Below are 12,787 nucleotides of genomic sequence, written 5' to 3'. Positions count from 1 at the left end.
CCGGAATGTCATCGATTTTTCTAAAGTGCCGGCAGCCCCAGAAAAAGGAGACATGCCGTGATCAACCTGCTCGATATTCGTTACGTGCGCCTCGGAACCCGGCAGCGTGACCAGGCGGACCTTTTTGCGCGCGAGATGCTCGGCCTGGAGCGCGCAAGGCAGGAGGCGGGCGCCTCGTACTTCCGCAGCGACAGTCGCGACCACACCCTGGTGTACTTCGACGGCGACCCGGCGGACCACACGGTGGGCTTCGAGCTGCGCACTGCCGATGAACTGGACGCGGCCGCTGCGGAACTCAGCAACGCCGGCGTCGAGGTTCGCCGCGGTTGCGCGGACGAATGCGAACAACGCCACGTGCGCAGCTTCATCCACTTCAAAGATCCCACCGGCAACAAGATCGATCTCGTGCTCGGCCCCCACCATAGCGGGCGCCGTTACTTTCCGTCGCGTGATGCCGGCATCACGGGCTTCAGCCATGTCGGGCTGTGCACGACCGACGCCCAGCGAGACGAGCGCTTCTGGACCCAGGTGCTCGGCGCGCGCGTGAGCGACCGCATCGGCGATGCGCCACTGCTGCGGATCGACGAGGTGCATCACAAGGTGGCCATGTTCCCGACGACCCGTTCGGGCGTGCAGCACGTCAACCACCAGGTCGAAAGCGTGGACGACATCATGCGCGCCTGGTACATGCTCCAGAAGAAGGGGGTCAAGATCGCCTTCGGACCGGGTCGCCACCCGACCTCCGGCGCGCGCTTCCTCTACTTCTTCGGGCCGGACGGAATGATCTTCGAGTACTCCACCGGCGTGCGCTTGATCACCGCGGAAGAGGAGCTGACCTACCAGCCGCGGCAGTTTCCTCGCGGAAACGAATCGTTCTGCATGTGGGGGGCCGTGCCCGACATCGCCGAGTTTCGCGAGCCCGCCTGAGGGGCACCACCTTGAACGCCGCTCCAGCCGTTCAGCGCGAACTGCGCATTGCTGCCCGCGCGTTGGCGCGTCATGGCCTGGCACACGCCTATGGCCACTGCAGCGTCCGCCTCGACGAGGGCAACTTCCTGGTCTGTGCCTCGCGGCCGATGGGCCTGATTGGCCCTGGCGAGCCGGGCACCGTCGTGCCTGTGACCGGGGCGTTGCCGGCAGGCGTGCTGGGCGAGGTTCGTTTGCACCAGCAGATCTATCAACGCCACGCCCACGTTCACGCCGTGACCCGCACGATGCCGCCCTTGCTCATGGCGCTGGGCACCGCGCGGCGCACACCCCGGACTCGCCATGGGATGGGCGCCTACTTTGGTGCCGGTGCGGCCTTGTGGGACGACCCGCAACTCGTGCGGGACGACGAACGGGCCGCAGCGGTGATCGACGCGATGGGAAGCGCCAACGCGATCGTGATGCGCGGCAATGGCGTGCTGGTCGCGAGCGACTCGCTCGCCAAGGCGGTGGTGCTGACCTGGTATCTCGAGGATGCAGCGCGGATCGAGCTTGCCGTGCTGGCGGCCGGCTTGCAGGACGAATCGGTCGTGCTCGATGCGGCAGAGCGTGAACGGCGGGCCACCGATGCCGGCGGCATTTTCGAGCGAATGTGGGAGTACCTGAGCGCGGGAGACCCAGAGATCAACTTCCAGGAGGCACAACCGTGATTCTCAACTTCATCAATGGCGAGTACCGCGAGGGGCGCGGCGGCCGGACCTTCGACGACATCAACCCCGTCGACGGCTCACTCATCGACAAGGTCAGCGAGGCCGGACGCGAGGACGTGGACGACGCGGTGCGCGCGGCGCGCGAGGCGCTCCATGGCCCTTGGGGATCCCTCAAGCTCGCGCAACGCTGCGACCTGCTGTATGCGCTTGCTGCGGAGATCGATCGCCGCGCGGAGGACTTCATTGCCGCTGAAGTGGCGGACACCGGCAAGCCGCGCTCGCTGGCATCGCATCTCGACATCCCACGCGGCGCGGCGAACTTCCGCGTGTTTGCGGATGTCGTGCGCAACGTGCCGACGGAGAGCTTTGCCAGCCATGCGCCGGATGGCAAGCCCGCGTTGAACTATGCATCGAGGCGGCCGAAGGGCGTCGTGGCCGTGGTGTGCCCGTGGAACCTGCCGCTGCTGCTGATGACGTGGAAGGTCGGGCCCGCGCTGGCGTGCGGCAACACCGTCGTCGTCAAGCCCTCGGAGGAAACGCCGGCCACGGCGGCGCTCTTGGGTGAAGTCATGAACGCCGTGGGCATCCCCAAAGGGGTCTACAACGTCGTGCACGGGTTCGGCCCGGACTCTGCCGGCGAATTTCTCACCACGCATCCGGACATCGATGCGGTCACGTTCACGGGAGAGACGCGTACGGGTGCCGCCATCATGCGGGCGGCTGCGGAAGGCATCAAGCCGGTGTCGATGGAACTCGGTGGCAAGAACGCCGCGGTGGTGTTCGAGGATGCGGACCTGGACGTGACCATCGCCGGGCTGACCCGCTCGGTCTTCGAGAACTCGGGCCAGGTCTGCCTCGGCACCGAGCGGGTGTACGTGCAGCGCCCGGTTTTCGACGCCGTCGTGCAGCGGCTGGCTGCCGCGGCGGCGCGCCTGAAGCCGGGCCGGCCCGACGGTCCTGACGCCAATTTCGGGCCCCTTGTCTCGGCCGAGCACCAGGCCAAGGTCCTCGGCTACTACGCCTTGGCGAGGGATGAGGGCGCTTCGGTCGTCCATGGCGGCGGGGTGCCGAAGGTGCCGCAGGCGCTCGAGGGTGGCGCCTGGATCGAGCCGACGGTGTGGACGGGCTTGCCGCACGGCTCGCGTGTGGCCAGCGAAGAGATCTTCGGCCCCTGCTGCTGCGTGATCCCCTTCGATCGTGAATCCGAGGCACTCCAGATGGCGAACGACACGCGCTACGGCCTGGCCGCTTCCGTCTACACGCGGGACGTCGACCGGGCACATCGCTTCGCCAACGCCTTGAAGGTGGGCGTCGTGTGGGTCAACACATGGTTCCTGCGCGACCTGCGCACGGCCTTCGGCGGCTCCGGAGCTTCCGGCATCGGCCGCGAGGGAGGCGTTCACTCGCTCGAGTTCTATACGGAGCTGAGCAATGTTTGCATCAAGTTCAACGGAGCGCCGCAATGACAACGCGTGACATCGAAGTGGCAGCAGATTCGCTGTGGAGCGCCGCCTCCGGCGGCAAGGCGATCGCGCCTTTGCGGGAGACTTTCCCCGGGTTCGGCCCGCAAGAGGCCTACGCCGTCCAGGAGATCAACACGCAGCGCAAGCTGCAAGGTGGCGGACGGCTCGTCGGCCGGAAGATCGGCCTCACGGCGAAGGCGGTGCAGAAGCAGCTCGGCGTGGACCAGCCCGACTACGGCATGCTGTTCGCCGACATGGCGATCGCGGATGGCGAGCCGGTGCGCTGGTCCAGGTTGATGCAGCCCAAGGTCGAGGCAGAAGTTGCGCTGGTCATGGAGCACGACTTGCTCGAACCCGGTATCTCGATGGCGCAGATGCTGCTCGGCGTTGCGTTCGCGCTGCCCGCGATCGAGATCGTGGGCAGCCGCATTGCCGAATGGAACATCCGGTTCGTCGACACGGTGGCAGACAACGCCTCCAGTGGTTTGTTCGTGCTCGGCAATACCCCGGTTCCTCTGGACGACCTGGACCTGCGCCTGGCTGGCATGGTCATGGAGCGCAAAGGCGAGCAGGTCAGCCTGGGCGCGGGCGCTGCGTGCCTTGGGCATCCACTCAATGCGGCCCTGTGGCTGGCCAACAAGATGGCCGAACTGGGCCGCGGCCTGAAGGCCGGCGACGTGGTGCTCACCGGCGCACTGGGGCCGATGGTTCCCGTCAACCCCGGGGATGTGTTCGAAGCCCGCATCCAGGGCCTCGGGTCGGTGCGCGCAGTGTTCGAGGAGCAACAGCAATGAGCCAGCAAGGAATCGCAGCTTTGGCGCAGCGGGTAGACGATGCCGCACGCCATGCAAAACCCATCTCGCAGTTCGGGCAGGAGGAAGAGCTCAGCGTCGAGGATGCCTATGAGATTCAGCGCGCTTCAATTGCACAGCGGCTCGCACGCGGCGAGCGGCGCACCGGCATGAAGATGGGCTTCACCAGCCGCGCGAAGATGGTCCAGATGGGCGTGCACGACATGATCTGGGGACGCCTGACCGATGCAATGGCTGAAGAGGATGGCGGCCAGGTGGCACTGAGCCGGTTCGTCCATCCACGCGTCGAGCCCGAATTGGCCTTCCTGCTCGGCAAGCCGCTGCCTGCGGGCGCCAGCCTCGCGCAGGCGCTCGATGCCGTGGTCGCGATTGCACCGGCGCTCGAGATCATCGACTCCCGCTTCGAGAACTTCCGCTTCTCGCTGGAGGACGTCATTGCCGACAACGCGTCGTCGTCGGGATACGTGATCGGTCCCTGGTGCGACCCGCGACAGGACTTCAGCAACCTGGGCCTCATCCTATCGATCGACGGTGCGCCGCGCCAGGTCGGGAGCACCGCGGGGATTCTTGGCAATCCACTGCGCTCCCTCGTTGCCGCCGCGCGTCTGAGCGCAGGAGCGGACGAGCCGCTGGAGCCGGGGTGGCTGGTGATGGCCGGCGGCGCCACCGCGGCCGAAGCCCTCAAGCCCGGCCAGCATATTGCGCTCGAGATGCAAGGTCTCGGCCGCGTCGAATTCAACACCACCGAATGAGGCGAACATGCCATTGATCCAGGTCACCCTGATAGAGGGCCGCAGTGCAGAGGCGAAGACCGCCCTCATCCGCGGGCTCACCGATGCTGCTGTCGAAGCCACCGCAGCCCCGCGCGAATCCATTCGCGTGATCCTGCAGGAAGTGCCGGCCGCGCATTGGGGCGTCGGTGGCGTTCCCAAGGGCGTTGCCGCCAAGGAGGCACACCGTGGCTGATCGCAAGCTGAAGGCTGCCATCATCGGCAGCGGCAACATCGGCACGGATCTGATGATCAAGATCCTGCGCCACGGCCGCCACATCGAAATGGGTGCCATGGTCGGCATCGACGCCGCCTCCGATGGCCTGGCGCGTGCCGCGCGCCAGGGCGTGGCCACCACCCACGAGGGCGTGGAAGGCCTCTCGCGCCTGCCGGTGTTCGCGGACATCGACATCGTCTTCGACGCGACCTCGGCCGGTGCGCACGTCAGGAACGATGCCTTCCTGCGTGAACTCAAGTCGGAGATTCGCCTGGTGGACCTCACGCCCGCGGCGATCGGCCCGTACTGCGTTCCTGTGGTGAACGGCCAAGCGCACCTGGACGCGCCAAACGTCAACATGGTCACCTGCGGCGGCCAGGCCACCATTCCGATGGTGGCGGCCGTCTCGCGCGTGGCCAAGGTTCACTACGGCGAGATCGTCGCCAGCATTTCCAGCAAGAGCGCCGGCCCCGGCACACGAGCCAACATCGACGAGTTCACCGAGACCACGTCGAAGGCCATCGAGGTGGTAGGCGGCGCGGCCAGGGGCAAGGCCATCATCGTGATGAACCCGGCCGAGCCGCCGCTGATCATGCGCGACACGGTCTACACGCTCAGCGAGTTCGCCGACGAGGACCTGATCGCCGAGTCGGTCGAGCGCATGGCCGCCGACGTGCAGGCTTACGTGCCGGGGTACCGCCTCAAGCAGAAAGTGCAGTTCGACCGCATCGAGGCCGACCACCCGATCCGCATCCCCGGCGTTGGCGTGCGCATGCACGGCCTGAAGACCTCCATCTTCCTGGAGGTGGAAGGCGCTGCGCACTACCTGCCGGCCTACGCGGGCAACCTCGACATCATGACCAGCGCGGCCCTGCGCACCGCCGAATCGATGGCGGAGCGGATGCTCGCCGCGGTGGTCGCCTGAAGGAGACCGCAATGAGCCACGACGTTAGCAAGAAGATCTACATCTCCGACGTGACGCTGCGCGACGGCAGCCATGCCATTCGCCACCAGTACAGCGTGGAGCAAGCCAGGCAGATCGCCAAGGCGCTCGACGAGGCCAAGGTCGACTCCATCGAGGTTGCCCATGGCGACGGCCTGCAAGGCGGCAGTTTCAACTACGGCTTCGGCGCTCACACCGACCTCGAGTGGATCGAAGCGGTGGCCAGCGTGGCCAAGCACGCCAAGATCGCAACGCTGCTGCTGCCAGGCATCGGCACCGTGCACGATCTCAAGGCGGCCCATGACGCGGGCGCGCGCATCGTTCGCGTGGCCACGCATTGCACCGAGGCCGACATCTCGAAGCAGCACATCGAGTACGCGCGCCACCTCGGCATGGAGGCCGTGGGTTTTCTGATGATGAGCCACATGACCACGCCGCAGGCGCTGGCGCAGCAGGCCAAGATGATGGAGAGCTACGGGGCGACCTGCTGCTACGTGGTGGACTCTGGCGGCGCGCTGAACATGAACGATGTGCGCGACCGGTTCCGCGCGTTCAAGGATGTGCTGAAACCCGAGACACAGACGGGCATGCACGCGCACCACAACCTGAGCCTGGGCGTGGCCAACAGCATCGTCGCGGTGGAAGAGGGCTGCGACCGCGTGGATGCCAGCCTGGCGGGCATGGGCGCCGGCGCGGGCAATGCGCCCCTGGAGGTGTTCATTGCCGCAGCCGCGCGCCTGGGGTGGAACCACGGCACGGACCTGTACAAGCTGATGGACGCGGCCGACGACATCGTGCGCCCGCTGCAGGACCGACCGGTGCGTGTGGACCGCGAGACCCTGGCGCTGGGCTATGCCGGCGTGTACTCGAGCTTCCTGCGGCATTCGGAAGTTGCCGCCAAGAAGTACGGCCTGAAGACCGTCGACATCCTGGTCGAACTGGGACGGCGTCGCATGGTGGGCGGTCAGGAAGACATGATCGTCGACGTAGCGCTCGACCTGCTGAAGGGTATGGAGCACGAGCGCATCCACCAGCAGCCCAGCATGAGTGAGGCTGGTTGAGGCTTCGACCGTTCGCGCATTGCCGCAGCTGCTGGCAATTTGTCAAAGAAATAACAAGGAGACTTCCATGGATCGAATGAACCTTCGCCGATCGCTTCTCGCACTCGCACTCGCAGTGTCGATGGTCGCAGTGATACCCGAGGCGCAGGCGCAGTCCGCTGCCGCGAAGTGGCCGAGTCAGCCGGTGCGCTTCGTGGTCCCATTCCCCGCCGGTTCTGCGCCCGACGTGCTGATCCGCTTCGTCGGCGCCAAGCTCACCCAGAAGTGGGGCCAATCGGTGGTGGTCGACAACAAGCCGGGCGGCAGCGGGGTGATCGGCATGAACACACTCCTGACCGGGCCGACCGATGGCACCACCTTCGGCTTCGTCCAGGGCTCGGCCATCTCTGTCGCGCCCAGCACCATCAAGGGCGTGAGCTACGACTTCAACCGCGACTTCGTGCCGGTCACCCTGGCGGCCGTGGCGCCCTTCGTGCTCGCCGTTCCGGGCGACTCGCCCTACAAGACGCTCGGCGAGTTCATTGCTGCCGCAAAGGCCAAGCCACAGGGTATCGAGGTGGCCGACAACGGCCGCGGCACCGCGCCGCACCTTGCTTCGGCGCTGCTGGGCCTGCAGTCGGGCGCGCAGTTCCTTGAAGTGCACTACCCGGGTGGCGCCCAGGCCATGCAGGCCACGCTCGGTGGCCAGACCAAGATGATGGTCGAGACCTACAACGTTGTCGCAGGCAACGTTCAGGCCGGCAAGTTGCGGATTCTGGCGTCGCTGAGCGACCGCGTCGAACCCGGCCTCGAGCAGCTGCCCTTGGCCACTTCGACGGTGCCGGGCGCCGTGGCGTTCGGCTGGTTCGCGGTGATCGCGAAGAAGGGCGTGGATCCCGCCATCCTCGCCAAGCTCAACAAGGACATGGGCGAAGCGCTGCTGCTGCCCGATGTGGTCGCCAAGTCGCGCGAGCTGGGGACCTATCCGCGGCCCGGCACGCCCGACCAGCTTGCCAAGTACATCGAAGACGATCGCAGGACCTGGCAAGGCGTGCTCGACAAACTCAACATCAAGCCGGAATAGCAGCGTCGCGCCGGCTTGGCTGCAAGGTGCCTTGTTTCAGTGAGACTCGCCAAGCGCGAGGCTTCCAATCCGCCAGAATCGGGTCTACGCGCGCTGCCCGAAACCTGGAGACACGTCGATGAACGAGATTGCCGCCGGTTCGCGCCATCTGCCCGGCTTCGATGCTGCGCGTTGGTCCGCGGTCGAATCTTCGCTGGTGGATGAGCCGTGGCAGGCGGCTCCTCACTAGGTTCACCGCTCGAGCGACGGCCGCACGTGGCGCGGCCGCTTCGTTTGGCACCAGATCGGACCCGCGGGAGACCTGTACGTCCCGCCGCTCAGCAGTCACAGCATCCTGCTGCGGCGCTCGACCCCGACAGCGCTGCTGCAGCGACACGGGTCGCAAGTCGGGTACCGGCCCGTGGCGGCCTGGCGACGCGCTGCTGGTGCCGGCCGGACGGCCCAGCTTCTGGCGCAGCCCGGCGACACGAGACAACATCCACATCAACCTCAAAACTGCCCGATACTTGACCAATCCGATTAAGGATGGCCATCTTGCACGACCTTCGCTCTTTGCGCCGCTCGTGGCGGCCAGCAACGCTATGAATACGCCCACCGCGGCGAGCCGGCTGCGCCAGTTCGACGACCTGCCCGGCCCACACGGTGTGCCGGTGTTCGGCAACCTGCTTCAGATTGACTCCACTCGGCTGCACCTGCAACTTGAGCAGTGGTGCGAGGAGCACGGGCCGATCTTCAAACTGCGCCTGGGCCCTCGCCGCGCGGTGGTGGTGGGAGACCATGAACTGATCGCCACAGCCCTGCGTGACCGCCCCGATGGCTTTCGCCGTACCACCAAGCTCGAACAGGTTTGGACGGAACTCGGTCTTATGGGTGGTGTGTTTGGTGCCAACGGCGACACTTGGCGGCGCCAGCGACGCATGGTGATGGCCGCCTTCGATCCCGGTCACGTGAAGCGCTATCACCCCGCCCTGCAGCGCGTTGGACTGCGCCTGGCCCAACGCTGGCAGCAGGCCGCGCGTCATGGCACCACCATTGATCTGCAGGCCGATCTGATGCGCTTCACAGTGGACGCGATTGCCGGTTTGGCGTTCGGCGCCGAGGTCAACACGCTGCAAAGCGACGAAGATGTGATTCAGAAACACCTGAACCGCATCTTTCCGGCCGTGTTCAAGCGCATCTTCGCGCCACTTCCGCTGTGGCGCTGGTTCCCGTCGGTCGAAGATCGCGCTCTGGTGCGCAGCGTGGCCGAGGTGAATGCGGCGGTCGACGGCTTCATTGCGCAAGGGCGCAGGCGACTACAGGCGAACCCGGCCCTGCGCGAGCACCCATCCAACCTGCTGGAGGCCATGCTGGTTGCCGCTGACGAACCCGACAGTGGGATGGACGACAAGCAAGTGGCAGGCAACGTGCTCACCATGCTACTGGCCGGAGAAGACACCACCGCAAACACGCTGGCTTGGATGATCCACTTGCTATGGCAAAACCCGCAGGCTCTGGCCGAGGCCACCGCGGAGGTGCGCCGCGTGTGCGCCGATGGCGAGCCGCCCACCGTCGACCAGATTGGTCAACTGGACTATGTGGAAGCCTGCGCCCACGAAACCATGCGCCTGAAGCCCGTGGCTCCGCAGAACGCCATGCAAGCCCTGCGCGACACCACGCTGGGTGACGTGCACATCCCGGCCGGCATGGTGGTGATCGCGGTCATGCGGCGCGACGCGGTGAGTGAATTCCACATTCGCGATGCCGGCCGCTTCAACCCCGAACGCTGGTTGGCCGACGGCCACCCCGGGCAGAACGCCAGCGCCGCCAAGCGTATCTCCATGCCCTTCGGTGCTGGCCCGCGCATCTGCCCCGGGCGCTACCTGGCCTTGGTTGAAATGAAGATGGCGATGGCGGTTCTGTTGAGTCGCTTCGACATCCAAAACGTAAGCACGGCCGACGGCAAGGAGCCGCGCGAACGGCTGCAGCTGGCCATGGCGCCGGTGGGATTGAGGATGAATGTGCGCGAGCACGGCATTAACGCTGAGGCCTGAAAAATCGCGCTCGCCTCCTCGTCAGGGCGTTGGCCAGTCGGCAGCGCGGCGTTACCTTGGCGATGCGTAGGCATCGTGTGCGTCGGCCCCGCGCAGTCTCGGCGGTGGTCGCTGCAAGTCTGATGTGCAAGCGGAAGCTGACCTTCGAGCCTGGACCGCGAACTGGAACGTCGGCCCACTTGCGGACCTTCATCCCGCTGACTCGAATGTCCCCTTGCGATGCAGGCGGTCATTCGATAGTTCCAGCTTCAGTTCAGACTCCGGCCTAAAGGCCAACCGTCATCCGCGCAAACGCACCGAATCCGAAACCCTGTCCGTCGGATGCACAGGAAACCATCCAAGGTGCGGGCGTGTGAGCGCCCTCGCCTCCAAAGCTCCGGGTTCGACCGCAAGAGCACGGCACGAGAGGGTGCTTCCGAGCTTTATGCGGCCCTTTGTCGGCCGCCCCATGGAACCGCAAGTCGGTGTCGTCGATGCGCGGGACCAACGGGCCGCGGCCCGCTCGGACCTCCCGGGGCGGCGTTCGCACGTTGCACAAACCAACGTGGCGCGCCGCACGTATTTTGAACCGCGACTGTTCAGCGCAGCGTGGCCTCGCCGCGCGTGGCACACGGCTTGCATGCCGCTCCCTCGGATAACATTCACGCTAACAGGCCGCCGCCTCCATGGGCTTCCATCTGGACGGCTTCCCTGGACAAGGTCTTTGGATTTGGGCACCGAGAACGCTTTCGCCGAACTGGGATTGGCACCTGACGCGACCGAGCGCGAGGTGAAGGCGGCATGGCGCCGGCTCGCCTCGCAATGGCATCCGGACCGCAATGACAGCGCCGGTGCTGTTGCCAAGATGCAGCGCATCAACCAGGCATTCGAAGAGATCCGCCGCGCCGGATTCGGTGCCCGGGCGAACGCCGACGTCGACACGCCCGGCGCACCGGACAACAACACCCCCGACGGATTCGACGCCGACCAAGCTACGACGGCATCCCGCGCGGCCGGCACGGAACGGCAGCGCCGACCCCTGCACCGCAAGGTCAGGATGACTCTGGAGGAAGCGGCCGTCGGTTGCATCAAGGTGCTGCGGGGCAAGGTCACCGACATCTGCGCCACCTGCGCGGGCGCCGGGCACCGGGTGATGGGCGGGAATTGCGCTCGGTGCGGGGGGTCGGGTGCGATCCCGAAGCGCTCCTTTTTCGGTTGGCCCGCCGGTGTGACCGAGTGCGAGGCTTGCTTGGGCGGCGGCATCGCGAGGCAGCCGTGCGCGGCGTGCGGCGGGGTCGGCAAGAAGGAGCCGCGCGGCTACAAGATGAACGTGCGCATTCCGCACGGCGTGCGCGATGGCGATCTGCTCCATGTCGACGGATGGCGCGTGCGAGCCGAAGGCCCTCCCGCCGACGTCGAGATTCGCGTCGAGGTGTCGGAGCACGCGTTCTTCAAGCTCGACGACGACGGCACCATTCGATGCGAGATGCCGGTCGATGGATTCGCGTGGATCGCCAATCGGCAGGTCAAGGTGCCGACCGTCACCGGCTTCCAAGCGCTGCAGCTGAGCCGCGACCGGCTGTCTTACCGCTTGAAGGGCCAGGGCTTCCCGGTGCAGTGCCGCGGCACGCGTGGCGACCATCTGGTCACGCTGGCGCCGATATTTCCGCAACAGCTCAGCACCGATCAGCAGATCCTGCTCGACCAGCTCTCGGCCACCAGCTCGGGCGCTGGCGGAGAAGCATTGGACGACCGCCTTCGCGCATGGAATCGGGGGCTACGCGCCTGGGAACGAGGCCTGTAGACGGCGGTAGCTGAGCCGGCAATGGACCGCGGACCGTGCCCCCGGGCGCGCGGGTTAGTAAGAGAACGAAATGACATTGCACCGTTTTCTCAAGACACTCGCAATAACCCAGGCGCCTCATCGTCCATTGAAGATCTTGAACCGCAGACCTCTCTCGTCGACATTGCGGACCTTCAGACTGACAGCTCGAAAGGCGGCAACGGGTCTGGTGCCGCGGCACAGTCTTCCCCACCGGTAGGGCCGGACTCGCAGCCAGAAGCGGCCGCCGCCGCCACCTGAATCCGCGTCGCCGCGCGCAACAATGAGTGTAGAAATGGATTTGACGCAGGTCTCCTTCACCGGCCCCAACCTTGATACTCAGTCGCCGGCGCTCGAGCGCCTACCGACGGAGCTTGCCGAATATGGCGGACTGCACGTGCGAGGCATCTGCTCAATATGGGCTTCGCACCTGCTGTCCTTCAAGAACTTGGGCATATCATCGAAGTCAGAAACAGATCCCCATGGCGCAGCCGACCAACAACCAGAGCATCACCCCGGAGGTACGACCGGTCACCGAAGAACTGGACCGCTTCGCGAGCCGTCCCGACGTGTTGTGCGTCCTGCGGCAGGCGGCCGCCAATGCACGCGAGAAATTGCGGCAGAACCCGAACATTGCCGAAGCCTTTGCAGCATTGGATCTCTCGTGTCTTGGGTGCCCAGTGCCCGCGGCGATTGGTAGCGTCAGAGTCGTGGTGAATCGCGGCGCCGGCGGCGCAAGCATCGAGCGGCATGTGAATAGCACGCAGTATCTGTTTGCCCTGGATGGCGCCATGGAAACGCACGTCCAGACAACGGACGGCTGGCGCGTGGATCGTTATGGGCAAGGCAACCCAGCCGTACTGGAAAATCGATGGCACGTCGTTCCGCCCGGGGTTTGGCACAAATCCACCGCCCCCGGAGCGCGGAACTGGGGTGTCGTGGCTTTCCATTCCGCACGCAACGTGAGCGACGAGTATCAGTGAAGGC

General features: G+C 65.9%; 12 protein-coding genes. All 12 read left to right on the top strand.

Annotation, left to right across the window (positions count from 1 at the left end):
* Positions 1-57: 57 nt before the first annotated feature.
* The 12 genes from BLS74_RS30165 (at position 58) to BLS74_RS30110 (ending at position 12,783) form a co-directional block, all read left to right on the top strand.
* Complete coding sequence (locus BLS74_RS30165; protein WP_093111115.1) at positions 58-927, top strand: VOC family protein; 870 nt, start codon at positions 58-60, stop codon at positions 925-927.
* Between the two features lie 11 nt (positions 928-938).
* Complete coding sequence (locus BLS74_RS30160) at positions 939-1,637, top strand: class II aldolase/adducin family protein (protein WP_212733726.1); 699 nt, start codon at positions 939-941, stop codon at positions 1,635-1,637.
* Entirely contained in the window at positions 1,634-3,103 is a 1,470-nt protein-coding gene (locus BLS74_RS30155; protein WP_093111113.1) for a 2-hydroxymuconic semialdehyde dehydrogenase, read from the top strand. The genes BLS74_RS30160 and BLS74_RS30155 overlap by 4 nt, the downstream gene beginning before the upstream one ends.
* A complete protein-coding gene (locus BLS74_RS30150) occupies positions 3,100-3,894 on the top strand; it encodes a 2-keto-4-pentenoate hydratase (protein WP_093111111.1) in 795 nt (264 codons plus the stop codon). Before BLS74_RS30155 ends, BLS74_RS30150 begins: the two co-directional genes overlap by 4 nt.
* The gene (locus BLS74_RS30145; RefSeq protein WP_093111109.1) at positions 3,891-4,664 is read left to right on the top strand and encodes a 2-keto-4-pentenoate hydratase; all 774 of its coding nucleotides are present in this window, start codon (positions 3,891-3,893) and stop codon (positions 4,662-4,664) included. Before BLS74_RS30150 ends, BLS74_RS30145 begins: the two co-directional genes overlap by 4 nt.
* Before the next feature lie 7 nt (positions 4,665-4,671).
* A complete protein-coding gene (locus BLS74_RS30140) occupies positions 4,672-4,878 on the top strand; it encodes a 2-hydroxymuconate tautomerase (protein ID WP_093111107.1) in 207 nt (68 codons plus the stop codon).
* Positions 4,871-5,824, top strand: coding sequence for an acetaldehyde dehydrogenase (acetylating) (locus BLS74_RS30135; RefSeq protein WP_093111105.1), 954 nt, complete (start codon positions 4,871-4,873; stop codon positions 5,822-5,824). Before BLS74_RS30140 ends, BLS74_RS30135 begins: the two co-directional genes overlap by 8 nt.
* An 11-nt stretch (positions 5,825-5,835) precedes the next feature.
* Positions 5,836-6,903 carry a 4-hydroxy-2-oxovalerate aldolase gene (gene dmpG, locus BLS74_RS30130; RefSeq protein WP_093111103.1) on the top strand — a complete coding sequence of 356 codons (1,068 nt, stop codon included), beginning with the start codon at positions 5,836-5,838 and terminating at the stop codon, positions 6,901-6,903.
* Positions 6,904-6,970: 67 nt separating this feature from the next.
* On the top strand, positions 6,971-7,966 hold the full coding sequence (locus BLS74_RS30125) for a Bug family tripartite tricarboxylate transporter substrate binding protein (RefSeq protein WP_093111101.1): 996 nt from the start codon (positions 6,971-6,973) through the stop codon (positions 7,964-7,966).
* 581 nt (positions 7,967-8,547) lie between these two features.
* A complete protein-coding gene (locus BLS74_RS30120) occupies positions 8,548-9,999 on the top strand; it encodes a cytochrome P450 (RefSeq protein WP_093111099.1) in 1,452 nt (483 codons plus the stop codon).
* A 703-nt stretch (positions 10,000-10,702) separates the two neighbouring features.
* Positions 10,703-11,782, top strand: a complete 1,080-nt coding sequence (locus BLS74_RS30115; protein ID WP_093111097.1) for a DnaJ C-terminal domain-containing protein — start codon at positions 10,703-10,705, stop codon at positions 11,780-11,782.
* A 500-nt stretch (positions 11,783-12,282) separates the two neighbouring features.
* Positions 12,283-12,783, top strand: a complete 501-nt coding sequence (locus BLS74_RS30110) for a hypothetical protein (RefSeq protein ID WP_093111095.1) — start codon at positions 12,283-12,285, stop codon at positions 12,781-12,783.
* Positions 12,784-12,787: the final 4 nt, after the last annotated feature.

It is taken from the genome of Variovorax sp. CF079 (assembly GCF_900101545.1).
GTDB lineage: Bacteria > Pseudomonadota > Gammaproteobacteria > Burkholderiales > Burkholderiaceae_C > Variovorax.
The sequence above is the reverse complement of the archived record's forward strand: the minus strand, read 5'-3'. Positions and strand labels throughout refer to the sequence as shown.